The following is a 25,927-nucleotide window of genomic DNA, read 5'->3' as shown; positions in this document are numbered from 1 at the left end:
TGATAGCGGAGCTATCGGGGCGTTTCGGCAACGCCGCGAGGTGCCGTGCCAGGCGCCGCACCCCCGGCCATGATCCACCAGACACCCCCTAGTCCCGCCGCGCACCGGGCGCCGGCCCGGCCGTTCGCACGGTCATCGGGCCGGGCGCTTGCCCGTGTGGACGGTGGTGGCGGAGAGCAGGTAGGCGTCGGGGCGGCGCAGAATCCCCTCCGGCGCCACGGGATCGAGCAGCAGGTCCAGCGTCTTGCGGTCCTCCGCGTCGATGGTCTCGCTCATCGTCTCGCGCAGGCGTGTCAGATGGGCGTGCAGGAACCTGCGGGCCGGCTCTTCGAGCGGCGCGGGCAGGTCGAGGAGGTAGGTGAAGCTGCCGACCTCGGTGAGCCCGGCCCGGCTCAGCATCGCGGGCCAGTCCTCGTCCGCGGCGGTCCTGTCGGGCAGCGCGGCACGCATGATCTCGAACCAGTGCTCCTGGGTGGCGTCGAGTCGCGCCTGGAGGCCCGGCCTCCCGACGCCGATGTCGCGCGGCAGGTAGCGCATGGGCAGGCCGCCCTCCGCGATGGCGAGCAGCCCGCCCGGGTTCAGCACACCCGCGAGCGCGTCCAACGCGCCCTGCTGGTCGCCGAGATGGTGCACGGCCTTGCTGCTCCAGATCAGATCCGCCGGGCCCAGCCCGCCTTCCCCCTGCCCGTCGCTCTCCCAAGCGCCGGGCAGTTCCGCGTGCCGGACCGACACCCTCGGACCCAGACCGAGCCGCTGGGCACGGAGCAGGGTGTGGTCGAGGAGTGCGGGGGCGCCGTCCACGGCGACCGCCTCGGCGTGGGCGAAGGTTTCGGCCAGCACGCAGGTCATCACGCCCGGGCCGCTTCCGATGTCGAGGACGCGGCGGACGTTCTGTTCGGCGCCGAGCAGTTGCTCCAGGCGCGCCGCCGTCCGGCGCAGGACGGGAAGCTGGAGTTCGGCACTGTCCTCCAGGTGGGCGGCCATGGCCTCCCAGTCGATGTCGCCCTGGTCGTGGCCATGGCCGTGCCCGTGTCCGTGCCCGTCGCCGGATGCGTCGCCGCGCGCCGTGTCGGCCGCGTAGTCGTTGTGTGCGCTCATGCGGAGGAGCTTGCGCCCGTCGTGTGGATACGGCAACTATCGTTGCCGGTTCCGGGACGCTTTTCCGCAAAGGACGCTGGTACGGACGCCGTTCGCGTCACCGGTTTCAGCAGCCCGGCCCCACCCCGTCGATCCGGCCGCCGAAGTCGGAACCGTAGTCGATCCGGTTGTCGCCGCTGTGCACCACGCGGGTCTCCTTCGGGTCCCAGTTGACGAAGCAGCCTTCGGCGCTCGCCACGAACGAGCCGACGTTGTCGTGGAAGCCCGCCGGCATGTCGTGATAGCCGTCCTTGGCGACCCATTCCCAGCTCCGGCCGCCGAAGCGGGAACCGGTGTAGAAGCAGATCGACCCCTGCGTGCAGGAGGGTGCGGCCGGGGTCGTCGGCGCTGCCGCCGCGTTCGACGCGGGCATGAGCAGAGCGGTGAGGGACAGGGCAAGGGCCAGGGGCCAGGACTGCGGCTTCATGGATCTCTCCTCGTTGAACAGGCGCGCCCCGAGGGGTCGTTCGGGCCGGGCGGGCGTCCGGCCCGGTGTGAGGAGTCTGGTCACCCGATGGACGCCGGGGCGATGGGTTTCCCGTCGCCCCGTCCATCGGGAAACGGGGAAACCCCTCATCGCACGCGGCATTCGTACGACCCGTTCGGGCGCGGCAACCGGCCGACGCATAGCGCCGTTTGTGTCACGGAACATTGGCTAAGGTGCCGTGATGGACGTATATGAGTCTGCGCTCGACCTCATCGGCGGCACGCCGCTGGTCCGGATCCGCACCGGCGGTGCCGCCGCCGTGTACGCGAAGCTGGAGTATCTGAGCGTCGGGGGCAGCGCCAAGGACCGGATCGGTCTGCGCATGATCGAACAGGCGGAGAAGGACGGGTTGCTGCGGCCCGGCGGCACCATCGTCGAGGCGACCTCCGGCAACACCGGCATCGGGCTCGCGCTGGCGGCGGCCGAGAAGGGGTACCGCATCGTGCTGGTCGTGTCGGACCGCGTCAGCGCCGAGAAGGTGGACACCCTGCGGGCGTTCGGCGCCGGTGTGGTGGTCAAGTCGAGCGGCCTGCCGCGTGAGCACCCCGAACACCCGATCAGCTTCGCGGCCCGCCTCGCCGAGACGACGCCGGGAGGGTGGCTAGCCAATCAGTACGACAACCCGGCCAACCCCGAAGCCCACTACCTCACCACCGGTCCCGAGATCTGGCGGCAGACCGAGGGACGCGTCACCCATCTGGTGTCCTGCATCGGAACCGGCGGCACGATCAGCGGCGCCGGACGTTACCTCAAAGAGGTGAGCGGCAACGCCGTCCAGGTGATCGGCGCGGACCCCGCGTCCTCCGTCTACTCCGGGGGCGACGGCCGGCCGTACTTCATCGAGGCGGCCGGGCACTTCGTGCATCCCGACACCACGCGCGATGTGTGGCCCACGTCCTACCACCTTGATGTCCTCGACCGCATCGTCCCCGTGGCGGACCGCCAGGCACTCGACACCCTGCGTCAACTCGCCCGCACCCAGGGCCTGTTGGTGGGCGGATCCTCCGGCACCGCGTTGGCCGCGGCCCATCGGGTCGCCGCCGCCGCAGGGCCGGACGACGTCGTGGTGGTGATCCTGCCCGACTCCGGCCGGCAGTACCTGTCGAAGTACTTCAACGACACCTGGATGCTGCGCCTGGGATTCCTCGACGGCGACGAGACCGCCGCCCGGGTCGCCGATGCCGTCCCCGAAGGCAGCGACGCGTCACCGCTGCCCTACGTCAACACCCGCGCCGACATCGCCGAAGCGCTTGCGGTGCTGCGCGCCCGGGCGCTCGCCGGCGCCGACCCCGTCCTGCCGGCCGGACCCTGTCCGGCCGGCCCCGAGCGCCGTCCCATGGCGCCCGAGCTCACCGGATCGGTGAGTCTTTCGGCTGTGGAGGCCGCTCTCCTGCACGGCACGGCGGCCCCCTCGGACCGGCTGGCCGACCATCTCGAACCGCCCCTGCCCCACATCGGCTACGGCGAGCCGGTCGAGGAGGCTCTTGCCCGGCTGGCCCGGCACGCCCACGACACCGCGGTCGTCCTGCGGGACGGCTGCGCCCAGGCCCTGATCACTTCGTCCGGCCTGCGGGCCGCCCTGCCCACTCCCCGCTGAGCTCCCCGGCACCCCGTGGGGTGACCGCCGCCATGTGCAGGACCCGCAGGGCGAGGAGCAGTACGCCGATGTCGTCCAGGTAGACCGGGTCGGGAAGGAGATCGACGGGACTGATGACATAGGCCAGGGCGCCCCAGAACGCGGCTTTGTGGGTCAGCGGGATCCCGGCGTCCCTCAGCACCTTGCGGGCGCGGACCAGGCGTACCGTCAGGACGGCCGCCCCCACGGCGGCCGCCAGGAGCGCCAGGCCCACGAGGACCAGGATCACTGTCATGTCGGTGCTCAACGAATCGCCTTCCCTCGCGCCGTGGCGGCGATGCTACTGAAGCCTGCTCTCGGGAACAGCGGGCTCGCTCTCCTCGGGGAGGTGGACGTCGCTGACGGCGATGTTGACCTCGACGACCTCCAGCTCCGTCATGCGTTCCACCGCGGCGATGACGTTCAGCCGGATCTCGGCGGCCACCTCGGTGATGCTCACCCCGTACTCGACGACGATCTCCAGGTCGACGGCGGTCTGGCGTTCGCCGACCTCGACCTTCACCCCGCGCGTGACGGACGCGCGGCCCGGCCGTATCGCGCCGAGCGTACGGGCCAGGCCGCTGCCCATCGAGTTGACGCCCGGCACCTCGCGGGCCGCCAGCGCGGCGATCTTCTCCACGACGCCGCCGGCGATGGTGGTCCGGCCCCGGGTCGCGGGCGCCTCGCCAGGCCCGCTCTTCGCGGGCTCAAGGGTCGTGCTGTCCGTGGCCGCGCGGAACTCGTCCGTGTCGGGTTTGCGCAGTGTCTGGCCCATCGGCTCCGTCATGGGGCCACCTCCTCGAAAAGCGCTCCGGCGGCCTGTCCGCCGCCCGTCCCTCTGCGGGTACCGTGCCCGCGCCGGTTCATGCGGGCATCGGGGTGCCAGTCCGAGGCAACGGGCACCCGGGCGGCCCCTTGCGGCCGTCGGGCTCAGCAGCCGGGCGCCCCCTTGCCGCCGCGCTGCGGCAGGCTGAGGTTGGGGGTGCCGTCGGGCCACGTCAGGGCGACCGTCTTGGTCGTGCCGTCGGAGCCGAGCCGGACGACGGGGGTGGGCTTGCCCGCGGGTGTGCCGTCGCTGCCGAACGACAGCCATCCGCTGGCCCCCGGCAGCATCTGCGCGCAGTAGAACTGGTGCAGGATGCCGGTCTGGAGGCCCGGGTTCTTCAGTCCCACGGCGTCGCGGCGGCCCGCGCTGATCGCCGCCACGGCCGCGTCATGGGTGAGCATGGCCTGGCCGCTGGCGAGGTCCACCGGGTCGAAGGAGAGCGCCGCCACGTCCTTGTCGGCGGTCAGCTGCTGGCCGGTGCACGGGTCGGGCCGGCCCGTGAACGCGGCCCAGAACTGGTCGTAGTTGTGCTTGGCGTCCGAGCCGGGACACTCGGTGCCCCACTCGTCGGGGCTGGCGAGCGCGGTGTAGGAGACGGTGACCCGGCCCGTCGCGATGCCGTTGAGCACGCCCTTGTCGTGGATGCTCTCCGAGGCGTCGTCCCCGGCCAGGATGTGCAGCTGCGGGATCCCGCAGGGCGCGCCCTGCACCCAGTTCTCGACGAACGCCCCGAGGTCGCGGCCCCGGCCCGCGAAGTAGACCACGGAGGGCGCGGCCTGGCAGAGGTTGGCGTGCATGAGGTTGAACTGCTGCACCAGGTAGTCCTGGCGGCCCGACCCGGCGGGCAGATCACTGGGCGAGGTGTACGGGAGCACGGTCACGGTGCGGTTCGGGTCACGGAAACGGGTCCTGGCGGCCTCCGCGAGCGTCTGCGTGTAGTCGTCGCCGGTGACGCTGTCCGCGACGACGGCCATCGAGGTCACCGCGGGCTTCAGGGTGGACACGTACTGGGTCGCGGCGACCACCGAGTCCGAGTTGGTCGGGGAGACGCGGAACAGGTCGACGATCTGTTTCTTGCCGGTGGGGTCGCCCGGGTCGATGTTCATCGAGTTGCCCGTGACCGTCGATCCGATGACCGGGATGTGCAGCTGCGAGGAGATCGCGGCCGCGGCACGGCGGGTCTGTTCGGTGCTCTGGCCGAGCCCGACGACCGCGGAGACGTGCTCGGCGTTCAGCTTCTCCTTCAGCTTGTCGACGGTCACCGACCAGTCTCCGTACTGGCTGCCCAGGTTGGCGAGGTACAGCTTGATGGCGGGCGTGCTGCCGTAGGCGGCGGTGTTGTTGGCCCGCCACACCGCGGTGAGGGCCCCTTCGATGTTGGGGTACAGGGAGTCGTAGGTGAGGGTGTCCACGTCGGACACGGGCGAGAGGTCCAGCATCAGGACGATGCTGGTGTAGGGGCCCTTCACCCCGTCGTTGGCCGTCCTGACCATGTTCTCCAACTCCCGCATGCGGGCCGGTTCGTGGTCGGTGAACGGCGTACTGTCGATGTTCACCCCGGCGCAGGCGAGCGGAGTTCCCGTCGCCGTCAGGCCGGCGCCGCAGGTCAGTGACGGCGGGAAGAGCCTTCCGTAGCCCCAGCGGCCGCCGAAGGCGAGGCCGGTGAGGAGCACGAGCGCCGCGAGGACCGTGAGGACGGGGTGGCGGCGCAGCCGGCCGAAGCGGGGATTGCCTACAGCGGGTGGCATGGACACTCCTTGCGGTGCGGTCGGCGGACGCGGGAGGCCGCGGCCGCCGCGGGGCTAGGCGAAGGCGGCCGCCGCCTGCTGGAGCGGACTGACGTCCAGCAGGCGGGAGTTGTGCGCGAGGCGGGTGAAGGATTCCTGGATCTCGCCGTCCCAGCGCCGGGTGTGTTCGGTCAGCGGGTCGTTGTACAGCCACAGCAGCGCGAGCAGCTTGGCCGTGGCCACCGCGAGGACCGTCTGGCGGCCGTCCTCGACGCCGTCGAGCAGCAGGGCGTACGCCTCGTGGGGTGAGCGCTTGTACAGCAGGCGGCAGGGCGCCGACGCGAGGTAGTCGAGCAGGCGGATCCATGCGCGGTGGTCCTCGTCGAAGCGGTCGGCCAGGGCGGCGGCGACCGGCGCGAACCGGCCGAGTGCCAGGTCGTGGAAGAGCCGGCGTTCGGTGGCCGCCGTGTCGCCGCCCGGCGCCGGCAGTGCGGCCAGCGCGAGCGCCTGCCCGGCGAACACCTCGTGCCACGGGTTCACCTCGTCGGGGCGTGCGGGCCGGGCGGCGTCGAGCGCGGTCAGGACGGAGCGGACGAGCCAGGGGTGCAGGGTGGCGGGCGCGTCGGCGTCGTCGCCCCAGCCGATCCGCCGGATGCGCGAGGGGTGGTGGGAGAAGGTGCTCACCCACAGGTGGCGGCGCAGGAGTTCAAGGCCGCGCGGCAGTTCCGTGGAGGTCGCGGGAAGCCGTGGGTCGTGGGCCGTGCGTACGTCGGCGAGGTACGCGGTGGCGAGCACGACAGCGGGGGCGGTGCTCCAGGTGTCACCCGGGACGGGCAGCCCTTCGGGCAGGCTGGTGTCCAGGGCGTGGGCCCACAGCGGAGTGCCCTCCTCGTCGGCCGGGGCGCGCAGTGAGAGCGCGGGCCCCGTGCCGTGCGGTGCGGGCTGTGCGCCGAAGGGTTCGCCGAGGACCGCGGAGACGGCGCCGCGGTGGCCCCCGGTGAGACGGTGGACGACGGACGCGGGCAGCGGCCGGGATGGCGACGGATCGGAGCGGTCCATGGCGTACCCGATCTGGTCCTCGGTCGTCGGGTCGAGCCACACGGGATACCACCAGGCGGCCGCGGGCCCGCGTTCGACGCCGACGGCCGCGTCGTTGTCCCTGGCCCACAGGGCGCGGGTGGCCCGCGAGAGCAGCGGGACGCGCCGCTGGGGCGTGGCGGCCAGTGGTGTCGAGCGCCAGGGCTCGCACCACCAGGACGTCCATTCGGACTGCCACTGCTGGCACGCGGACACCACGAGGAGCGGGTCCGCGGCGCCCGAACCGTCCATGTCCGCCAGTTGGTTGCGGGATCTGGCGCCGGCGAGTTCGGTCAGGAAGCGGCGGCCGGCCGGGGTCTGCGCGCCGTCCACCAGGAGCACCCAGGCGTGGTCGTGGCGGTCCCGGCGGGTGGCACGGGTGGGCAGCACGCACGAGCACGCGGAACGCAGCGGCGGATGGCGTTCGGCCTGGTCCTTGACGTCGGCGAGGAAGGCCGCCATCAACGGGCCGACCGCCGCGGACCGTGAGGTGGAGCTGAGCCTGATGAGCGCGTCGATGGAGCGGGCGGACTCGGCTTCGGGAACGCTGATGTGCCAGCGCAGCGCGTCCCGCACGCCCCAGCGCGCGGCACTTTGCAGCAGGGAGCCGATGACGGGTTTGGCCTGCTCGCGGACGGCGGAGACGACTTCACGCGCGGGTCCCGACACCAGGGGGCTCAGCGCTCCCTGGGCGACGACGTTCATCGTGGTCGCCGCGGCCTGCCCGATGCGGTCGGCGATCCCGCCGTAGCGGGTGGTGCGCGTGTACTGCTGGATGAGCTCCTTGACCTGCTCGGCGGCCCGTCCGCGGTTGGCGTCCAGGTTCTCGTTGAGTGCGAGCAGCCCGAGGCCGAAGCGGTGGAACACCGGGCCGTGCCGCAGGTTGTCCCAGCCGCGCATCATCTGGAAGGCGGCCAGCGCGGCCGCCGAGACCGGATCGACCGGATTGCGGTCGAAGTCGAGGTCCGCGTGGACCACCGTCGAACCGCACGCCCGTGACATGGCCCGCAACAGATCCGTCTTGCCGGACTGGCGCGGCCCGAGCAGCGCCACGACCGGCTGCCGCTGTCCCGGGTACCGCCACAGCATGTGCCGCAGGAACGCATCGGCGCCCCCTGCCGCGTCAAGATCCCCCACCCGCGCTCACCGCCCCCCGAACCGACGCGCACAAGGCGCACCTCCCGCATCGATTGACACGGAAGGTAACACCGGATGGACACGTTGCGACGGGTGTTCCCCGACATCGGCCGGCCGGATCGGCGAGGGTGGGGCAGTTGCGGGGATTTAGGAGGTGGCGCCGGGGCCCGGAGGCTTCAACTCCGGTGCCTCGGCGGCGGGTTGGCGATGACTTCGGGGCAGGCCCGGACGGGCCCCCGGCGGGACGGGTCAGTCGGTCGGCAGGGCCGTGACGGGTTCAGTCGGTCGGCAGGGCCGTGACGGGTGCGGTGCGCAGGTGGGCCGTGCCGGAGCGCACCGCCCAGCCGAACACCGCGAGCGAGAGGGCGCCCACCACGACGGAGTCGTACGGCGCCGGGAGGTGGCCCGAGCCGCCGAACGTGCCGAGCCAGGACAGCAGGGTGAGGGCGGCGAGGTAGCAGACCAGCCAGGCGCCGTGGCGCAGTTCGTCACGCGGTGAGCGGCCCTCGGTGTCACGGCGCAGCATCAGGAACAGGGGGACGCCCACGAGGACCAGGGGGAGCGCGAGTCGCAGATTGTGCCAGCCCGACCAGAAGACGAATTCGCCGGCCACGACGAAGCTGATGGGCGCGATCCAGTGCACCCCGGGCACCTGTCCGTCCGCCGGCGGCAGGCCACGCTCCCTGCCGTGCGCGCGGAACGCGGCGACGGCGACGGCCGAGGCCGCGTACACCAGGAGGTACATGTCACCCATCACGCTGACGATGTCCTGCCAGCCGCCGAACGGCAGCATGAACAGGATGATGACCACGAGGTTGAGCAGCAGCGCCCGGCGTGCCGTGCCGGCGCGGGGGTCGATGCGCATGAAGAAGCGGGGCAGCAGCCCGTTCTTGGCCAGCGCGTAGGTGTGCCGGGCGTCGATGGCGACACCGACATAGGCCGAGCCGCCGGGCGAGACCACCGCGTCCGCGTACAGGAGGGTGGCAAGCCAGTGCAGGTTGAGCACCAGGGCGAGCTGGCCGAAGGGCGAGTCGAAGGTGACGCCGTGCCAGCCGTGGCCGAGCAGGGAGTCGGGCACGGTGAACAGGAACGCCAGTTGCAGGGCGAGGTAGACGAGGACCGCGAGCCCGATCCCCGTGAGCACGGCGAGCGGCACGGTACGGCGGGGGTTGCGGGCCTCACCCGAGAAGTCGAGGGGTGCCTGGAATCCGTTGACGGAGTACACGATGCCGCCGCCGGCGAGCGCGGTCAGACAGGCGGCGTAGCCGTACGGGGCGAAGCCGCCGTGGCCGGTGAGGCGGCCGGCGTGGGTGCCGGAGAGGAACAGGGCGATCACGGTGAGGACCGGGACGAGGACCTTGAACAAGGACACCAGATTGTTGAGCCGCGCGAACGCACGCACGGCGAACCAGTTGAGGGCCGTCAGAAGCACGCTCAGACCGGTGGCCACGGCCAGGCCCGAGGCGGTGAGACGGCCGTTGTCGTAGAGGCCGGGCAGATAGTGGGCGGCGTACTGCATGATCGCGCTGATCTCGGCCGCGGTGCCGCCGACCGAGAGCAGCACGGACCAGCCGATGACGGTGCCCACCAGGCGTCCGCTCGCGTACAGCGGCCATCGCACGGTTCCGCCGCCTTCGGGGCGGGTGGCTCCCAGCTCCACCATGACCAGGGCCACCAGGGCGCACAGCACCCCGGCCGCGATCCAGGACAGGAGCGCGGCGGGCCCCGCGGTCTGCGCGGCGAACATGGCGGCGAACAGCCAGCCGGAGCCGAGGATGTTGGAGAACCCGATCGCGGTCAGGCTCCAGAACCCGAGCTCTTTGCGGAGCCGTCGCTCCTCGCCGAGCACCGTCAGGACCGCTGGGGTCTCCCCCGGCTGCGTCGGCCGCACGCGCACCCGCCTCCTTCGCATGACGTGAGGACACCGAAGTGCTCAGCGTGTCATGCCCGGCGCCAGGTGTCCGCGAGGAAGCGGGCCGAGTTCTACCAGGTTTCGACGGCGAAGCTGACGCCCGCCGCGTCCGTCTGAAGGCTCAGCTTCACGTCGTTCTCGTTGATGATCACATCCACCGAACCGCTCGCGGAAGCCAGCCGGACCGACTCGATGTCGCGCCACATGGTTCCGTTGTGGAGGGCGACGCGGACGGACGCGGTGGCGGGGGCGTCGGTGATCTGGTCCATGCCGAGGTGCAGTCGGCGGTTGTAGGTGTCCCATGCGGTGCCGTGCGGCAGCAGGACGACGGTGGGCTGCACGCCCGGGTCGACGCGGCCGGTGATCCATTGGGGCATGTCGGTCTCCTGAGGCGGTGCGGGCTGGAACGAGAGTGCCCAGGCGCGCAGTTGGGCCGTGTCGGCGAGGTGGCAGTAGTCGCGGTCGAGCCCGTCGGACTCGCCGTACTGGTGGAAAAGCCAGGGGGCCCGGATGCCGGGGTCCCCGGCGGCGCGTCCGTCCGTGGCGATCCACAGGAAGTCGGCGCAGAAGCTGTCCTGGTCGACGTTCCACCAGTAGTCGAGGTTGGCGTACATGCCGACGGGATTGTGCGGCAGGCGGCTCTTGGCGTAGCGCAACCAGGCGTCCTTGTAGGCGCGTTGAGTGGACTTGGGCACGCCTGAGTTCGCGGTGTCGTAGCCCTCCCAGTCGAGGATGACGACATCGCCGGGCTTCCAGTCGACCTGGTCGATGAAGTAGTCGGCCTCGGCGCGGGCGCTGTTGTTCATGTTCGGGTAGTGGTAGCCGCCCCACACGAGCCCGTTGGCCTTGGCGTGGTCACGCTGGGAGACCCAGCGCGGGTTGATGTACGAGAGTCCTTCGCTGACCTTGACGAAGGCGAAGGACAAGCCGCTCGTATTCGGTGTCGACGACTGGTACGAAGCCCAGTCCTGCCCGTAGATCCCCATCGGAGCCCTTTCGCGCGGGCCGGAACCACCTCTTCCTGTCTGTTGCTTGCCCGCGACGGGGCGGCTCGACTCCCCTGTCGGCGTGTCGCGCCCGCGGCTTTCGCACGCAGGCCGAAGGGCCGCCGACGAAGCGTCGGCGGCCCTCTGTCCAGCGCTGTGGCGGGAGTTACCGGGTGGGGGCGGTGCGGTTCCGGCGGCGGTGCAGGATGAAGGCGATGCCCGCGCCTGCCGCCGCGAGCGCGGCGGCGGTCAGGCCCGCGGGAAGCAGCACCGGCGAGGAGCCCGACTCGGCGAGTGCTTCGCCGGAGGTCTGGGCGGCCGGGGTGTTCCCGGAGCCGCCCGTGGTGGACGCCGCGGCGGACGGCGTGGCCGACGCGGCCGGCGGGGCCGGGTGTTCGGGGATGTCCTTGACGGACTTGACCGAGCCGTCGGCGTTGAGCAGCACCTGCTTGTTGTTGGGGTGCTTGAAGTCGAAGGCCGAGGTCAGCGAGTTGGCTCGGGCGTCGAAGGAGGCGTCGCCGATCCGTCCGGTGCCCCAGTTGTCCTCGATGAACCGGGTGATGGAGGCCTGCTCGGTCAGCGTGTGGTCGACCGCGTTGACCTTGCTGTACGGCGAGATGACGAGGAGGGGCTGGCGGGTGCCGGGGCCGCAGCGGTCGTCGTATCCGCCGGCGGCGGCCGGTGCGGCCTGGCAGGCGGGGCTGTCGGTCGCCTTGCCGCTGGAGCCGGCCTTGGTGTCCTTGGAGCCGTTCTGCGGCTTGGCGTAGGCGTGGTCGTACCAGCCGTCCGAGTCGTCGTAGGCGATGAGGACGGCGGTGTCCTTCCACTGCGGCGACTGCTGGATCTTGTTGATCTGCTCGACGACGAAGTGCTGTTCGTCGATCGGGTCGGAGTACGAGGCGTGGCCGTCCTGGTACTCGGCGGCCTTCAGGAAGCTCACCGACGGCAGGCTGCCCGCCGTGAGCGCGGCGTCGAAGTCGGTGAGGTCGTAGTTGTGGTTGGCCTGCCCGCCGTGGCCGATCTCGGCGGTGTTCTTCGGCGGCAGGTGGTGCGGGTTGGACGTCGACCTGTAGTACTGGAAGGGCGCGTGGTGCGGGCTGTAGTCCACCGCCGCGGCGCCGCCCACGTTCTTGTGGGTGCTGCCCGAGCACTTCGCGTAGTCGCTCTGCTTGCCGTCCCACGCGGTGCTGGGGCGAAAGCCCCCCTGGAACCAGCCCCAGGTCACCTTCTGCTGGTTGAGCAGGTCGCCGATGTTGCGGCCCTGCATGGCGCCGAGTGCGTCCTTGCTGGTGTGGTCCTTGTTCGAGCAGTCGTCGTACGCCGGATCGGGGTCGTTGATGATGGTGCCGACCCCCTTGGCGTCGGGCGAGGCGACGGCGTACGGGTCGGGCGTGGCGGTCTGCCTGGGGTGCTCGGTGCCGGAGGCGGGGTCGGTCGAGATCACTCCGTGGGTCTGGGCGGAGACGAGGTTGATCGCGCCGGGCGTGGAGGGACCGTAGGCGGTGCTGAAGGAGTTGTCGCCCAGGGTGTAGTGCTGGGCGTAGTTCCACATCGCGGTGACGGTGTTGCCGTCGTAGTAGTCCATGACCAGACCGGGCTCGCCGAACAGATGGCCCGAGCACTTGCCGGAGTCGGTGTTCTGCACGTACTGGTCGGCCTTGCCGCCGTTGGCGGCGTACTGCTCCGGGCCGTAGTTGTGGTTCTGGTCGCAGGTCATGGCCTGCTCGGGGGTGAGCCGCTTGGGCGGGTACTGGTTCGGGTTCTCGGTCAGGAGCCCGGCGTTGCGCAGGGTGTTGATGTCCTTGGGGGTCTGCTTGTCGGCGGTGAACTTCGTGCCGTCGGTGTTGGCCGCCACCGGGTAGGCGCCGAAGTAGTGGTCGAAGGACACGTTCTCCTGGAAGATCACCACCAGGTGCTTGACCGGGGTGGCCGTGCGGCCGCCCCAGTGGTCCGCCGAGTCCGCCGCGGCCGGAACCGTGCCGCACAGCAAACCGAGCGCGGCCGCCCCGGCGCACGCTCCCCATCGTCTGGCCCGGCGTCCCCTGCCCACCGCGCTGCCTCTGCTACTCATGCTTCCCCGTGCCTCCACTGGCGTCCGGCGCGCGGCCGCCTTCGTGATGTCGTTACGGAACACGATGCTTCGCGCGCACCACTACACCGCGACTGCGACATCGTGTCCCTCGGGTGAACACCCGGTCAGGAATCCCAGGCCAAAACTTGACCCCCTGTTGGCAATGGGGCGCGAGGGGCCAACCCCTAGGGGGTGTCTGGTGGATCAGGGTCGGTCAGGGTGCGGCGCCTGGTGCGGTGCATCGCAAGGCGCCGGAACGTCGTGATAGCGGAGCTATCGGGGCGTTTCGGCAACGCCGCGAGGTGCCGTGCCAGGCGCCGCACCCCCGGCCATGATCCACCAGACACCCCCTAGGTGAGCAGGGCCCGGCCGAACCAGTCGGCGCGGTCGCGCACTCCCGGCAGGGCGAAGAAGTAGCCCCCGCCGAACGGCTTGATGTAGTCCGTCAGTGGCTCGCCCTTGAGCCGTTTCTGTACGGTCTCGAACTGCCGGGCCAGGTCCTGCTGGTAGCAGCAGAAGAGCAGCCCCATGTCGAGGTCGCCGTTGGTGTCCATGCCACGGTCGTAGTTGTAGCCGCGGCGCACCATGCGCTGCTGCTCGCTCGGCCCGGAGCGCGGGTTGGCCAGCCGGATGTGGCTGTCCAGCGGAATCACGTCGCCCTTGGGGTCGTCGGCGAACCGGGGCACGTCGAACTCGGCGGAGCCGTCGAGCGGAGCGCCGGTGTCGCGGCTGCGGCCGAACATGCGCTCCTGCTCGGTGAGCGAGACACGGTCCCAGAACTCCACCAGCATGCGGATCAGGCGCACGACCTGATAGCTGCCGCCGGCCGTCCACGCGGGCTCGGCGCCCTGGGCGCCCACCCACACGAGGCGGTCCATTGCGGCCGCGTCCGAGGTGTTCGGGTTGGCGGTGCCGTCCTTGAAGCCCATGTGGTTGCGGGGCGTTCCGCTCGGTCTCGGGGGGCTGGTGTAGCCGTCCATGCGCCAGCGCACCTGCATCGCGCCGCGGGTGTGCCGGGTGACGTCGCGCAGGGCGTGCAGGACGATGTCCGGGCTCTGCGCGCACAGTTGGACGCTCAGATCGCCGTGGCACCAGGAGGGGGCGAGGTCGTCGTCGGGGAAGGCCGGCATCGGGGTGAGCCGGGCCGGCCGGCGGCTTGCGAGTCCGAACCGGTCGTCGAAGAGCGAGGCGCCCACGGCCGTCGTGACGCTCACCCCGCCCGTGGGCCCCTGCGGCCCGAGCACCCCGGAGTCACTGGGGGGCGCGGTGATGCCGACCGGGGCGGGCGCGCCGCCCGTCGCCAGGAAACGGGCCCGCTCCGTGAGCGTACGCAGCAGCTCGGTGAGCTCCCCGCGGTCCGCCGCGGTCACGTCGAAGGACACGAACGCCGTTGCCCGCTGCGGGGGTTGGAGGATGCCCGCCTGGTGCACGCCGTGGAAGTCCAGGTGCGCGCGGGACGTGTTCCCCGCTTCGGCGCGGGCCGGGTGAGGAACCGCACCGGACAGGGCGGCGCCGGTGACCGCGGTCCCGAGCCCCGCGGCCGCGCCGCGCAAGAAGCCCCGGCGTCGTACCTCGCTCATGCTGTCCTCCGCGCGTCGCAGATGGCGGCCACCGGGGCCAAAAGTTCCACTGCCTGGCCGATGTCGCTGTTGAGCCGTTGCCGGTCCGGGCCGCCGAGCCGGTCGAGCGGCGTCCAGTGGCCGTCGGCTCCGAAGCCGTCCAGGGTGTGCTGGGTGCGGTCGAGCCAGGCGTCCAGGCGCGGCAGGTCAGGGTAGCGGCTGGTGAGCAACGGATGGAGCAGCGTGAGGAGTTCGCGGGTGCCGTCCAGGTTGGCGCGCGCGGTGGCCAGGCTGGTGCCGCTGCCGTAGTCGGTGCGGCCGGTGAGTTCCGACTGCGCCGTGGCCTCCAGGATCTCGTGGGCGCGCAGCCCCAGTTGCCCGGGATCGAGCCGCTCCTGCGGCCAGCTGTCGCGCAGGGCGTGCACGGCCTGGGCGAGCCGGTCGGCGGGAGCGCGCAGTGACGCCGCCGGTTCACCGTGCCACAGGCCGTACTCGACGCGGTGGAAGCCCTCGAAGTCCTCGGCCGACCCGGCGGCGGACGGGGCGGGGCCAGAACCGTTGATGGCCTCGTCGGCGTCGCCGAACGCGTCGTAGGCGGCGCCCATGCGCTCATAGACCAGATGCGCGCTCAGCCACGCCTTGCGCGCGCCCGAGAGGTCCCCGTCGTCGATCGCACGCTTCAACTCGTCGGTGCGGCCGGTCAGTTCGAGGGTTCTTGCGGTGATCCACCGTTGGTGGGCGAGGGCGACCGGGATGAGGTCGTGCTGGGTCACCGGGACCGCGGCGGGGCCACCGCCGCCGGGGGCGCCCGCGATCTTCACGGTGGGTCCTGTCACCGCGTCGGCGTCGTCCGGAAGGCACTTGAAGGCGTAGGAGCCGCCGCCGAGCACCACGCGCATCTCGCGGGTCGTGCCGGGGGCAAGGCCCTCCAGTTCCCCGTGCACGGCGCCGGTGGCCACATCGGTGAGATACACCTCGGCCGGGGTTGCTGAGGTGTTGCGCAGTGCGAAGACCTGGGGGCCCGGCGCCGCGCCGCTCCAGCCCCGTCCGCAGGCGCCGGCCGACACCTCGACCGCGACCGGCCCCTTCCTCGTCGGCGCCTTCGCGTCCGGCGAGCCCCCGCCGGAGCCGAGGGCACAGGCGCCCACGGCCGCCGCGGCGCACGCCACGGCCAGGGCCGCGCCGGCGCGCTTGCGGCCGCTCAGGGTCGCGCGGCGCGCCGTGACCGGCCCCTCTGCGGGCTCGGCCGGCTCCTGATCCGGGCCCGGATCGGGGTCGCGCATCGGGGCGCTCCGTTCGTGTCGGCGGGCAGGACGATGCCGCTCATGCTAGGCACTCGTTCGGCCCCGAACGCGCATCCGGGTGGGGGCGCGTCCAGATTTACCCCCGCGTTCACCGACACGTCACCGGGCCCGGCCCCGGGAGGAAAAGGTCAGTCCCGGTCGTCCCCGACCCGGATGACGATCTTGCCGTGCGTGTGGCCCGCCTGGCTGAGTTCGAACGCGTCGGCCAGGCGGTCGAGCGGGAACGTCTCGGCGACGGGGACCTTGAGCTGTCCCCCGTCCGCGAGGTGGGCCAGCGTTTCGAGGCCGGGGCCGTCGGGGCGTACCCACATCCACTGGCCGCCCGCCTCCATGACGGACGGGTCGGCGATCGAGGCGTGGCGGCCGCCTTCGCGCAGGACCGCCCGGGTGGTGTCGAGGACCCCGCCGACGTAGTCGACGACCACGTCCACCCCGTCGGGGGCCAGCGCCCGGATGCGCTCGCTGACGCCGTCGCCGTACGTCACGGGTTCGGCGCCGAGCTCGCGCAGCCGGTCGTGGTTGCGCTCGGAGGCCGTTCCGATGACCCGGGCGCCAAGGGCCCGGGCGATCTGTACGCCGAACGTGCCCACGCCTCCCGCCGCGCCGTGCACAAGCACCGTGTCACCCCGGCCGGCGCCGAGCCGGGTCAGGGTCTGCTGGGCGGTGAGTCCCGCGAGCGGGAGCCCTGCCGTCTCCTCCCAGCTCAGCGACTTGGGCCGACGGGCGAGCGCCCGCACGGGCACGGTCACGAACTCGGCGAAGGTGCCGCCGTGCACATAGTCCTTGCGGGCATACGCGAAGACCTCGTCACCCTCCTTCCACTCGGGGGTGTCGATGCCGGTGCGCTCCACGACGCCCGCGACGTCCCAGCCCGGGACGACCGGGAAGACCGTGTCCATCATCGCGTCGAGGCCGCCGGACATGATCTTCCAGTCGACCGGGTTGACGGACGCGCAGCGCACCCGGACGAGCACTTCGCCGGGGCCCACCTTGGGCAGCGACTGCTCGGTGAGGCTCAGCACGGTGTTGTCGCCGTACGCCGTGTACGTCATGGCCTTCATCGTGCTCTTCTCGGTGCTTGCGGAGCTGGTGGGCATCGCGTGCTCTCTCCCGACGTCGAGGTGGGCGGGACGGCCGGCCGCTCGGTGACCTGGGCTTCCCGGTTCCTACGATTGTGGTGCGCGCCGCGCGTGCCCGCTCCCCGGAGAGCCAACCCCCCGGGGAGCGGGCTGTGCGGTGTCAGCCCGCGTAGACGTCCTCCACGTACCTGCCCTCGGCGGTCAGCCGGTTCAGCCACCCCTCCGCCTCCTCGGCCGACGCGCCCGTGCGCCGCGCGTAGAGGTCCCGGAAGGCGGCGCGTACGCCCGGCGCCATGCGGCTGCCGTCGCCGCACACATAGACCCGCGCGCCTGCCTCCAGGAGCGGCCAGATTTCGTCCCCCTCGGCGGCGAGGCGGTGCTGCACGAAGCGGCCCTCGCCCTCGGCGGGCGCGCTGAAGGCGGGTCGCAGGGAAAGGACCCCGGCCCGTTCGGCGGCGCGCAGTTCGTCGGCGTGGAGGAAGTCCTTCTCCGGTGCGTCGCAGCCGAAATAAAGGAGGGCAGGACCGGGTCGATGTGCCGTCAGACGGTCGGTGACGGCTCCCCTGAAGGGGGCGAGGCCGGTGCCCGCCGCGATCATGATGACCGGCTCGGCCGCGTCCGGCCCGATGCGGAACGCCTCACGGCAGGGTTGCACACGGGCGAGCACGGTGTCGCCGGGGCGCAGGGAGTGCAGATGGGCGGATCCGGTGCCGCCGGGGTTGAGCGCCACCATCAGGTCGGCGTGGCGCGGGTCGCGGGCGGGCGAGGAGGACACGGAGTACGGGCGGGGCCGCAGCGGGGTCAGCAGGGCGAGGAGGGCGGGCCAGTCGAGTGCGCCCCGCAGCGCCGGATGGTCCTCGATGAGCTCGACGAGGGGACGCGGATCGTGCGCCGTCAGGTGTTCGAGGGCGGCGCGTTCGGGCGGGCACGGGTTGCGCTCGGCGAGCAGCGCGATCTGTGCGGCGCTCGGACGGCCTCCCAACTCCACGTAGTGGGTGAGGAGTTCGCGCACGGTCAGCGGCCGGTCGACGGGCAGTGTGTCGGGCGCGGCGCCCTGGACGTGGATGTTCACCACGGTGTCGAGGTCCACGCCCAGCGCCGCGGCCGCGCGGCCGACCACGGCGGGACTGTTGGCGGGCAGCACGCCGAGGTGGTCGCCGGTGCGGTAGCCGACGCCGTCGGGCAGGGCCAGGCGCACGAAGCGCTTGGGGCGGGCGTGGCCCGGCGCCGTCAGGTCGCGGGCCTCGGTGACGGTCATCTCCACCAGGCCGTGCCGTGCGGCGAGCGCTTCCCGCGGGCCGCCGGTGATCTCGGTGACCGTGTACGCGGCCTGGACGGGCGGCGCGGTGGCGCCGACGCTGTCGGGGTCGCCGTACCGTTCGAGCAGGGCCACCCGCAGTGAGTGCGCGAACTCCCTTACGGTGTCGCCGAGTTCACCGGACGCGTCGGCTTCGGCGCGGGGAAGCAGCCGGTCGCCCCCGAGGGCGGCGAGGCGTTCGTCGATGAGGGTGGGCACGCGCTGATAGGTGGCGGACCAGTTGCGGTCGCCGACACCGAGCACCGCGTACGGCACCGCCTGCGCCGCTCCCGGCGGCGCCTGCTCGGCCCACCGCACGAACTGCGTCGCGTCGTCGGTCGGCTGTCCGTTGTAGGAGGCCGCGACGATGACGACGGGCCGGTCCTTGGGCAGCGCGCCCGCACAGGAGTCGAGCGGGCCGATCTCGCTGTCGAAGCCGAGGGCGGTGGCTTCGGCGGCGAGGCGTTCGGCGAATTCGCGGCAGGTGCCGTAGTTGGTGCCGTGCAGGAGCAGCAGGCCGGTGCCCTGGCGGACGCGGGAGGGCAGCGCGGGCGCGGAGCCGGCGGTGACGGGTGCGGCGGAGCGCGTGCCGGGCAGCGCCGCCCGGCTCAGGGCCCGGTCGGCCGGAGTGCGCGGGATGAGGGAGAGGGTGAACCCGTCGGGCTTGAGGGTCAGGGTCTCCTTGATCCGCAGCTGATAGTCGGCCGAGTCCACGAGCCGGTAGCGGTGGACGAGCAGCGCGAGCAGCATCGTCGCCTCATGGAGCGCGAACTGCCGCCCGATGCAGGCCCGTTCGCCGGTTCCGAAGGGCTTGTAGGCGTGCGGTGAGCGAGCCGCCTCCGCCTCGGGTGTGAAGCGCGCCGGGTCGAACAGCTCGGGGTTGTCGCCCCACGCGGGATCGCGGTGCAGCATCGGCGTGAGCACGGTGACCAGGTCGCCCGCCCGCAGCGCGAGGCGCCCGCCCAGCACGGTGTCCTCGCGGGCCTGCCGGGTGAAGGCGGCCGCCGTGGGCCACAGGCGCAGCGCCTCGCTCAGCACCTGACGGGTGAAGCGCAGCTTTCCGATGTCCTCGAAGGCGGGCTCCGGGTCGGGGTCGTCGCCCCACAGCTCGTCGGCCTCGCGCTGGGCGAGGCGGAGCGCGGTCGGGTCCTTGAGCAGGTGGTAGAGCGCGAAGGAGAGGGTGCCCGAGGTGGTCTCGTGACCGGCGATGAGGAAGGTGATGACCTGGTTGCGGATGTTGTCCGTGTCCAGGGTGGTGCCGTCCGCCGGGTGCGCGGCGCCCAGCATCAGACCGAGCAGGTCGTCGACGGAGGTGTCCCCGCTCTTGGTCCGGGCGGCGATGACCTCGTCGACCACGGAGGCGAGGTAGGCGGAGTCCCGCTCGAACCGAAGGTCCTGCTCGCGGTGGTCGGCGTCCGGGGCGCGGCCCAGGCGCCGCATGCTCCACTCCAGGCAGCGCACCATCGCCTCGACGAAGGGGTGCGGGGTGTCCCGTCCGAACGAGTCGAAGTCGAAGCCGAAGCCTGCGAGCCCGATGGTGTCCAGGGTCATCCGTGTCATGTCGTCGGCGACGTCCACCGCAGCGCCCCGCGCGGCCCGCCTGTCCCAGCTCTGCGTCACGCGGCGTGCGACGCGCAGCATGGCGGGGTGGTAGGTCCGCATCGAGCCGAGCGCGAAGGCCGGCATGAGGATGTCGTGTGCCTTGGCCCAGTTCGGCTCGTCGTTGTGCGCGGTGAACAGACCGTCACCCGCGAACTCGCGTACGTAGTCGAGCACCTTGGAGATGCCTTTGGAGAAGCGTGTCTCGTCGGCGAGTTCGGTGACCAGGCCGAGTGAGCTGACGAAGAGGTGCTGGTGTTCGCCCAGCTGTCGCCTGAACACCGGCCCGTGCGTCCGGGCCAGCTCCATGGCCTGCTGGATCGGCGTCTCGGTGAGCCCTCGGGCCGAGATGTCGGCCAGGGGGACGTCGCCGTCGTCGGCGGGGCGTGCTGCTGCGGTGGGGATCGGGATCGTGTCCGTCATGGTTCAAGACTCACCCGCCCGGTGTGCCGCTTCCGGAAGCCCGACTGCATGATTGTGCAGTGGTTTCTCCCGTCCGGCCCTTGCGGACGGACCAGGAAGGGACGGTGACGCACGGCATGGCCGACCAGCAGGCGGCGGTGGAGGAGGAGGAAGACATCGGCGCGTGGCGCAACCACTTCCTGACCCTGCTCGACCGCATCCCCATGCCGATAGCCGTCTGCCGGATCGACGGCGAGGTGCATGTCGCCAATCCCGCGATGGCCGCCGAATGGGGCACCGCCCCCGGCCGGCTGCGCGGGCGCTCGCTGCGCGAGCTGTTCACGCCGCGCTCGGAGGAGCAGATCGAGCGGCTGGTCAGGGCGCTGCGTACGGGGCGTACCTCCCGCTATCCCATCGAGGTGACCTGGCGGGCGGGCCCGGACGGCGCCGATCGCCGGGGCGAGTTCACCATCGACCCGATCATGTCCACCCACGGGGTCCCTCCGGTGCTCCTCGCCATGCTGTATGTACGGAACGAGCGTCCCGATCCCCCGCCGCCTGCCGGGGTTTCGGTGACCGAGGCACAGGCCCGCATCCTGGCGCTCGCGGCGTCCGGGGCGACCACGGCCACCATCGGCAAGGCCCTGGGTCTGACCGTGGACGGCGTCAACTACCACCTGACCCGGCTCTCCCAGCGCTGGCGCGTGCAGGGGCGTACGGCCCTGGTGGCCAAGGCGTACGCGCTCGGCGTCCTCGCCCCGGGCCACTGGCCGCCGGTGGCGTCGCACGACCTCACCGCGCCCTGACCCGTGCGCACGGGGACACCTGGTGTCGTCCAGAGCCCGGTCGACCCGCTGGGGCCCCTCGCGCAGCGCGATGTCGGCGGGCGGGGGGCGAGTGGCCGGCGGGCCTGCTGCTGCGAGGTAGGGGGGTCAGCGCATCTTTTCGCCGCGCGGCATCCGCATGCCCGGGGGCATCGGCCCCTTCGGCAGCGGCATGTTGCTCATCAGGCCGACTGCATGCGGTCCCGCCCCCCGGGGACGCGTCGCGGGTCGAGGTGGACGATGCGGTGGGCCGGGGCGGCCCCGGTTTCGGGTGCGAGGGGGCGGGGCGGGTGGCCGAGGGTCGCGTACCGGACGATGTCGCCGTCGGTGAACCGCAGCACCTCGATCCGGTCCGTACCAGGACGGTGGCTGTTCCCCAACGTCGCGCTCTTAGAATTCATCTCATTTGGCGGGGTGGGTAGGCTGCCGGTCGTGGTGGGCATTGTTGAGCGGCTGATGCTGGATGAGTTGTGGGAGCTGTTCCAGCGGGTGGTGCCGGAGGCTCCATCGCGGCCTCAAAGCGGTGGCCGACGTCGGCATGGTGACCGGGAGGTGCTGGCCGCGATTCTGTTCGTGGCTACGTCGGGGTGTACTTGGCAGCAGCTGCCTACGGCGTCGTTCGGGCCGTCGGGGGCGACAGCCCACCGGCGGTTCTCCGAGTGGAGCAAGGCCCGGGTGTGGGCCAAGCTCCACCGTCTGGTCCTCGACGAGCCCAGCGCCCGCGGCTAGTTGGATTGGTCCCGTGGCGCGATCGACGGGGGACCTGAAGGGCCCGAATCCTGTCGACAGGGGTAAATTCGGGTCGAAGATCCACTTGATCACGGAGCGGACCGGCTTGCCCCTCTCCGTCGGAATTTCCGGGGCGAACGTCCACGACAGCCAGGCCCTTCAGCCTCTGGTCCAGGGCATCCCACCTATCAAGTCTTGCCGCGGACCGCGTCGCCGCCGTTCCGGCATGCTCCACGGAGACAAGGGCTACGACTACGCCCACCTGCGGAGATGGCTGAGCCAACGCGGGATCCGTCATCGCATCGCACGCAAGGGAATCGAGCCGTCGAACCGGCTCGGCCGACACCGATGGGTCGTGGAGCGGACAATGTCCTGGCTCTCGGGCTGCTTACACCGGCGCTATGAACGCAAGGCTGAACACGTCCTGGCGTTCGCAGGCATCGCTGCATCCCTCATCTGCTACCGCCGCTTGAAGACGAACATGAAAGCGACTCAACGGCTACGGCAAGATGGCTCAAGTGAGCGAATCGACTGAACAGGTGCAGACCGCAGATCGTCTCTGGCGGGAATTCCGCCAAGAGCCGTTCCCCGACAGCCTGCGACATGCCACCTTCGGGGGCACAGGCGTATGGCTCCTTGAGTTGGACATCGCCGGCTGCGTTCTTCGTTGGCTCGACAACAGCGGCCCTCTCGACTCCAAGAACAGCATCCTTCTGCAGAGCCGCATCGAGGACCTGGAGCGAGTCATCCCTGAAATCAATGACCCCGTGGGGGCCCAGTACTGCCAGCGGTTGCACCAGCTCGCTGTGCTCGTGTCAAGGAACCTATCGAGCACCAAATGAGATGGGTGTAGCCCTTCCGCAGGGAAGAGCTACGGCCGAGTGGCAGCTTCTGCTGGCATGATCGTCAGCTGTGAATGATGTCTTCGTGCAGGCTGGTCATGGTGTGCGCCTCGAGTGGGGTCCAGTTGGGGCGGAACGACTCGCGGGTGATGTCGCCTGCCTGGTGGTCGTCGACGTGCTGTCGTTCACGACGGCAGTGACCGTCGCGGCCGAAGCGGGGACGCAGGTGTTCCCCTATCGCTGGCGAGATGATTCTGCCGTGGGCTTTGCCAAGCAGATGGACGCCGCTTTGGCGGTGGGACGCCGGGGGGTGACCGAGGCTTCACCGTGGTCGCTGTCGCCGGCTGCGTTGCAACGTGCTCCGTGCACTCCGCGGCTGGTGCTGCCGTCGCCCAACGGGTCGGCGATCGCCGCTGCGGCCGCCGAAGATTCCACCGTAGTCGCGGCCTCGTTGAGGAATGCGACCGCCGTCGGCCGGTGGCACGGCGCTCATGGCTACGGAACCGTCGAACGTCCTGTGGGAGTGATTGCCGCGGGTGAACGCTGGCCCGATGGCAGTCTTCGGCCGGCACTTGAGGACCTGCTCGGTGCCGGAGCGGTGATCGCTGTGTTGCTTGAGTGCGGCGGTGAGGTACCCTCGTCGGAAGCCGCCATGGCCGCGGCGGCCTTCACCGGGTCCCCGGATCCCAGCGCCGCTGTCGTGTCCAGCTCGTCCGGGCGCGAGCTGAGTGAGGGTGGGTATGCCGAGGACGTCGCGGTCGCCACGGAGCTGGGTGTCAGCCGCGTGGTGCCGGTACTCACCGACGGCGCCTTCGTCGGCGTCGGCTGATCACACGAACTTCTGGTCGGTCAGGCAGTGAGGTCGTAATGCTGCTGGTCGGGCGCAGGGTAGAGGCGCTGGTGTTCGCGCTCGAGGTGATAGCGCCAGTACTCATCGAGGTCGCCGTTGTCGATGAGCGCACGCAGGCGCAGCACGGCTTCGGCACCGACGAGACCCCAGCGGGCGCCGGTGATATCGAGACGGTCGCCGATCAAGTGGCGGCATGCGCCCTCGATCGCGCCGGTGGCGATCGGCCAGCCAGAGGCCAGTGCGATGTCGTAGCGGAGCTGGTCGAGGTGACCGGTCAGATACCGACGGCATGCTTCCACGGCCTCTCGTCGACCGGCGCGTAAGCCGGTCCGGTCGGCTTGGGTGGTCATCTCCTAGGCAGCGTGGTCAGCGTGGCCTGCAAGGATCGTGGTGAGATGGTCGGCGACCCAGGCGTCGGCCTCGGTGGTGCCGGGCTTGTGGAAGGCGTGGGCCGCCGTCCAGACGTATTCGGTGACGTGCACGAAGTCCAGGAGCACGTTGATCGTGCAGCCGCGGCGGGCTGCTTCGCGGTGGATCAGGTCGAGTTGGTGGCGGGCGCCGTCGACCAGGACGACTCAGCAGCGGTGATGGCCGGGGTCTAGGGGGTGTCTGGTGGATCAGGGTCGGTCAGGGCGCGGCGTCTGGTGCGGTGCATCGCAAGGCGCCGGAACGGCTTGATAGCGGAGCTATCGGGGCGTTTCGGCAACGCCGCGAGGTGCCGTGCCAGACGCCGCGCCCCCGGCCATGGTCCACCAGACACCCCCTAGGGCTTCGGCCTGGGCGAAGACGTCGGCGATGGCCCTCTCGGGCGGATGGACCAGGGAGGCGGTGCACCACTTGCGCTCCGCGGCCGGGCCGCGTCGGATGCGGCGGCGGGTGCTGCGGCCGCCGGGCGGATGGATCACATCGTGCGGCCTCCGGGGAGCTGGGATGGCGTCGAAGGCGCAGGCCACGGTGGCCATCCGCTTGCGGTTGGGCTTCTCGCCCGGCGTGAGTCGGCTCCGATGAGCGACCTTGGCGGCGAGCCGTGCTCTTTGGGTGGCGGGCCGTAGCGCCTCCGGACGCATGACCACGCCCTTGCCGTCGACCTCGATGACCAGCAGCACGTCCCGGCTGGAGGCGACGGGAATGTGCTTTTGGTAGAAGGAGTCGATGTCACCGGAAGCGGCGGCCACCAGCTGTTCGAGGCGGCGTTTGCCCAGCACTCGTCCGCAGCGTCGCTCGATCGCTGTCTGGGCCTGGTCGAACGAACCCCGCACCGCCTCGGTCACCGCGAGCCGCCGCAGTCCCATCGAGTGCCGACCCGCGGGCAGCGACAGCGTCGCATCGGCCGGATGAACATTGGCCATCGCGGGGCCCCGATAGGCCATGCGTTCCACCCGCACCAGGCCGAACAGGCAGGCCAGCCAGCGTGCATGGCCCGTCTCCCGCCCCGGACGCAGCCGCCCGTCCGAGCCGATCACCCGCGGCCGCACTTCTCGCCTGGCTGCCGCCTCTTCCCTGCGGGCCCGCAGATCCAGGTGATCCTGCAGTAGCTGCCGCAGCAGTTGACGTCCGGCTTCTTCCAGGTGTTCCGCAAGCTCAGCGTGGGTCCACCACTGGGCCGGCTTGCCTCGCAGGGTGCATAGCAGCGATTCGAAGGCGCTGATCGAGCGGGCAAACAGATCAGCACTCACCCTTGTGTCATACGGTTCCATTCTGGGGCTCTTCTCGGCGAGCGTCGATTTGGTCGGCACCTTCGACTCCAGGGAGAAGAGCCCCTTCTCCACGAGGAGTTGGACTCCGTTTCCGCCTCATGGTGGGCCGGAGAGAACATGCCCGGATCGCCCTCGGCCAGCCGGCCCCTGGCGACCAGCCGCTTCAGCTTTCCCCGGGTCCCCTCGATCTTCCCCATCTCTCGGGCAGCCCGATCCTCGGCGCGACCTGCTTGACCCGTACCGGCCCGGGCGCGTCCCGGACCACCTCCACAATGTCCCGGTAGATCTTCGGCAGCGCACTCGTGTCCATCCCAGGCCGCCAGTGGGGCACCGCCACCACCCCTACCATCTGCCGCTCGGCTCCGGCGTACGCAGACGACTCCTCGGCCGCGTCCGCCCCGACGGCTTCCGGCGGCTCCGCACCCACCGCGGCAGAGGCACCAGCCGACATCTCGGCCATCACCTCGGACACCGTCTCCCGCGCGATCCGCAACCGATCCAGATTCTCCCGAGCCTCGTCCAACCGGCCAGTCACCTCGGCTAGTTGCTCCTCAAGCTCGTCCACCCGCAATCGGGCAGTCGCCTCCCGGGCCTCCAACTCCTCGAACAACGAGCCCATCAGGATCGCCTCCTCCACCGCCCACGGTAGAGAGGGACCCAGCCGAACACACCCCGATCAGCACCGACCTACCGGCTGCTTCCCTTCAGAAGAACCGCACCCGAATGAGATGACGTCTTAGAGCCTTCTTACGACTCTTCGTTATCACTGC

Annotated in this window: 19 protein-coding genes and 3 pseudogenes; 5 read left to right on the top strand and 17 right to left on the bottom strand. The window is 71.1% G+C overall.

All coding sequences use genetic code 11. From position 1 onward, the window contains the following. Positions 1–132: 132 nt before the first annotated feature. Both ACGFW5_RS28555 and ACGFW5_RS28550 read right to left on the bottom strand, forming a co-directional pair. Positions 133–1,098, bottom strand: coding sequence for a class I SAM-dependent methyltransferase (locus tag ACGFW5_RS28555; protein ID WP_393837168.1), 966 nt, complete (start codon positions 1,096–1,098; stop codon positions 133–135). 106 nt (positions 1,099–1,204) lie between these two features. Further along, positions 1,205–1,564, bottom strand: coding sequence for a peptidase inhibitor family I36 protein (locus tag ACGFW5_RS28550; protein WP_393837167.1), 360 nt, complete (start codon positions 1,562–1,564; stop codon positions 1,205–1,207). 241 nt (positions 1,565–1,805) lie between these two features. Between ACGFW5_RS28550 and ACGFW5_RS28545 the strand changes: the two genes are divergently transcribed. After that, complete coding sequence (locus ACGFW5_RS28545) at positions 1,806–3,221, top strand: pyridoxal-phosphate dependent enzyme (RefSeq protein ID WP_393837166.1); 1,416 nt, start codon at positions 1,806–1,808, stop codon at positions 3,219–3,221. On the opposite strand, the gene ACGFW5_RS28540 is transcribed toward ACGFW5_RS28545, so the two are convergent. From ACGFW5_RS28540 to ACGFW5_RS28490, 11 genes are all read right to left on the bottom strand, one after another. Next, positions 3,178–3,495 (bottom strand): YkvA family protein, encoded by a 318-nt coding sequence (locus ACGFW5_RS28540; protein WP_393837178.1) that lies wholly within the window; start codon positions 3,493–3,495, stop codon positions 3,178–3,180. The two genes, ACGFW5_RS28545 and ACGFW5_RS28540, sit on opposite strands and share 44 nt — an antisense overlap. Positions 3,496–3,540: 45 nt before the next feature. Next, a complete protein-coding gene (locus tag ACGFW5_RS28535; RefSeq protein WP_393837165.1) occupies positions 3,541–4,026 on the bottom strand; it encodes an Asp23/Gls24 family envelope stress response protein in 486 nt (161 codons plus the stop codon). A gap of 143 nt (positions 4,027–4,169) precedes the next feature. Next, positions 4,170–5,813, bottom strand: a complete 1,644-nt coding sequence (locus tag ACGFW5_RS28530) for a hypothetical protein (protein WP_393837164.1) — start codon at positions 5,811–5,813, stop codon at positions 4,170–4,172. Positions 5,814–5,867: 54 nt separating this feature from the next. Next, complete coding sequence (locus tag ACGFW5_RS28525) at positions 5,868–8,006, bottom strand: hypothetical protein (protein ID WP_393837163.1); 2,139 nt, start codon at positions 8,004–8,006, stop codon at positions 5,868–5,870. Between the two features lie 277 nt (positions 8,007–8,283). Next, entirely contained in the window at positions 8,284–9,897 is a 1,614-nt protein-coding gene (locus ACGFW5_RS28520; protein ID WP_393837162.1) for an APC family permease, read from the bottom strand. Positions 9,898–9,989: 92 nt separating this feature from the next. Continuing rightward, positions 9,990–10,904 carry a glycoside hydrolase family 25 protein gene (locus ACGFW5_RS28515; RefSeq protein WP_393837161.1) on the bottom strand — a complete coding sequence of 305 codons (915 nt, stop codon included), beginning with the start codon at positions 10,902–10,904 and terminating at the stop codon, positions 9,990–9,992. Positions 10,905–11,070: 166 nt separating this feature from the next. Further along, positions 11,071–12,975, bottom strand: a complete 1,905-nt coding sequence (locus ACGFW5_RS28510) for a phospholipase C (RefSeq protein WP_393837160.1) — start codon at positions 12,973–12,975, stop codon at positions 11,071–11,073. 350 nt (positions 12,976–13,325) lie between these two features. Next, complete coding sequence (gene efeB / locus ACGFW5_RS28505; protein WP_393837159.1) at positions 13,326–14,555, bottom strand: iron uptake transporter deferrochelatase/peroxidase subunit; 1,230 nt, start codon at positions 14,553–14,555, stop codon at positions 13,326–13,328. Then, entirely contained in the window at positions 14,552–15,817 is a 1,266-nt protein-coding gene (locus ACGFW5_RS28500; protein ID WP_393837158.1) for an imelysin family protein, read from the bottom strand. Before ACGFW5_RS28500 ends, efeB begins: the two co-directional genes overlap by 4 nt. Positions 15,818–15,966: 149 nt before the next feature. Beyond that, positions 15,967–16,899, bottom strand: a complete 933-nt coding sequence (locus ACGFW5_RS28495; RefSeq protein WP_393837177.1) for an NADP-dependent oxidoreductase — start codon at positions 16,897–16,899, stop codon at positions 15,967–15,969. Positions 16,900–17,077: 178 nt separating this feature from the next. Further along, entirely contained in the window at positions 17,078–20,236 is a 3,159-nt protein-coding gene (locus tag ACGFW5_RS28490; protein WP_393837157.1) for a bifunctional cytochrome P450/NADPH--P450 reductase, read from the bottom strand. Between the two features lie 116 nt (positions 20,237–20,352). Here ACGFW5_RS28490 and ACGFW5_RS28485 point away from each other — a divergent pair, with 116 nt between their 5' ends. Continuing rightward, positions 20,353–21,021, top strand: a complete 669-nt coding sequence (locus tag ACGFW5_RS28485) for a helix-turn-helix transcriptional regulator (protein WP_393837176.1) — start codon at positions 20,353–20,355, stop codon at positions 21,019–21,021. Between the two features lie 200 nt (positions 21,022–21,221). On the opposite strand, the gene ACGFW5_RS28480 is transcribed toward ACGFW5_RS28485, so the two are convergent. After that, positions 21,222–21,440 (bottom strand): hypothetical protein, encoded by a 219-nt coding sequence (locus ACGFW5_RS28480; protein WP_393837179.1) that lies wholly within the window; start codon positions 21,438–21,440, stop codon positions 21,222–21,224. Between the two features lie 55 nt (positions 21,441–21,495). Between ACGFW5_RS28480 and ACGFW5_RS28475 the strand changes: the two are divergent. The 3 genes and pseudogenes from ACGFW5_RS28475 to ACGFW5_RS28465 all read left to right on the top strand — a co-directional run bounded on the left by ACGFW5_RS28475 (position 21,496) and on the right by ACGFW5_RS28465 (position 23,439). After that, a pseudogene (locus tag ACGFW5_RS28475) lies at positions 21,496–22,303 on the top strand (IS5 family transposase). Then, complete coding sequence (locus ACGFW5_RS28470) at positions 22,287–22,610, top strand: hypothetical protein (protein WP_393837156.1); 324 nt, start codon at positions 22,287–22,289, stop codon at positions 22,608–22,610. Before ACGFW5_RS28475 ends, ACGFW5_RS28470 begins: the two are co-directional and overlap by 17 nt. Before the next feature lie 70 nt (positions 22,611–22,680). Beyond that, positions 22,681–23,439, top strand: a complete 759-nt coding sequence (locus tag ACGFW5_RS28465) for a 2-phosphosulfolactate phosphatase (protein WP_393837155.1) — start codon at positions 22,681–22,683, stop codon at positions 23,437–23,439. Positions 23,440–23,459: 20 nt separating this feature from the next. Here ACGFW5_RS28465 and ACGFW5_RS28460 read toward each other — a convergent pair. The 3 genes and pseudogenes from ACGFW5_RS28460 to ACGFW5_RS28450 all read right to left on the bottom strand — a co-directional run. Continuing rightward, positions 23,460–24,062: pseudogene (locus ACGFW5_RS28460) on the bottom strand (ISKra4 family transposase); the annotation flags it as partial. Positions 24,063–24,227: 165 nt separating this feature from the next. Beyond that, positions 24,228–25,157, bottom strand: a pseudogene (locus ACGFW5_RS28455) (ISKra4 family transposase); the annotation flags it as partial. A gap of 163 nt (positions 25,158–25,320) precedes the next feature. After that, on the bottom strand, positions 25,321–25,794 hold the full coding sequence (locus ACGFW5_RS28450) for a hypothetical protein (RefSeq protein WP_393837154.1): 474 nt from the start codon (positions 25,792–25,794) through the stop codon (positions 25,321–25,323). Positions 25,795–25,927 lie beyond the last annotated feature (133 nt).

It is taken from the genome of Streptomyces sp. NPDC048416 (genome assembly GCF_043200435.1).
In the GTDB taxonomy this organism is placed as follows: Bacteria; Actinomycetota; Actinomycetes; order Streptomycetales; family Streptomycetaceae; genus Streptomyces.
Note: the sequence above shows the minus strand (reverse complement) of the source record. Positions and strands in the feature narration are given on the sequence as shown.

Excerpts from the sequence above, each read along its gene's own strand:
- ACGFW5_RS28495 (WP_393837177.1), bottom strand. The coding sequence starts at position 16,899 with ATGAAGGCCATGACGTACACGGCGTACGGCGACAACACCGTGCTGAGC.
- ACGFW5_RS28515 (WP_393837161.1), bottom strand. The coding sequence starts at position 10,904 with ATGGGGATCTACGGGCAGGACTGGGCTTCGTACCAGTCGTCGACACCG.
- ACGFW5_RS28550 (WP_393837167.1), bottom strand. The coding sequence starts at position 1,564 with ATGAAGCCGCAGTCCTGGCCCCTGGCCCTTGCCCTGTCCCTCACCGCT.
- ACGFW5_RS28535 (WP_393837165.1), bottom strand. The coding sequence starts at position 4,026 with ATGACGGAGCCGATGGGCCAGACACTGCGCAAACCCGACACGGACGAG.
- ACGFW5_RS28490 (WP_393837157.1), bottom strand. The coding sequence starts at position 20,236 with ATGACGGACACGATCCCGATCCCCACCGCAGCAGCACGCCCCGCCGAC.
- ACGFW5_RS28545 (WP_393837166.1), top strand. The coding sequence starts at position 1,806 with ATGGACGTATATGAGTCTGCGCTCGACCTCATCGGCGGCACGCCGCTG.
- efeB (WP_393837159.1), bottom strand. The coding sequence starts at position 14,555 with ATGAGCGAGGTACGACGCCGGGGCTTCTTGCGCGGCGCGGCCGCGGGG.
- ACGFW5_RS28510 (WP_393837160.1), bottom strand. The coding sequence starts at position 12,975 with ATGAGTAGCAGAGGCAGCGCGGTGGGCAGGGGACGCCGGGCCAGACGA.
- ACGFW5_RS28530 (WP_393837164.1), bottom strand. The coding sequence starts at position 5,813 with ATGCCACCCGCTGTAGGCAATCCCCGCTTCGGCCGGCTGCGCCGCCAC.
- ACGFW5_RS28485 (WP_393837176.1), top strand. The coding sequence starts at position 20,353 with ATGGCCGACCAGCAGGCGGCGGTGGAGGAGGAGGAAGACATCGGCGCG.
- ACGFW5_RS28480 (WP_393837179.1), bottom strand. The coding sequence starts at position 21,440 with ATGAATTCTAAGAGCGCGACGTTGGGGAACAGCCACCGTCCTGGTACG.
- ACGFW5_RS28555 (WP_393837168.1), bottom strand. The coding sequence starts at position 1,098 with ATGAGCGCACACAACGACTACGCGGCCGACACGGCGCGCGGCGACGCA.
- ACGFW5_RS28500 (WP_393837158.1), bottom strand. The coding sequence starts at position 15,817 with ATGCGCGACCCCGATCCGGGCCCGGATCAGGAGCCGGCCGAGCCCGCA.
- ACGFW5_RS28540 (WP_393837178.1), bottom strand. The coding sequence starts at position 3,495 with ATGACAGTGATCCTGGTCCTCGTGGGCCTGGCGCTCCTGGCGGCCGCC.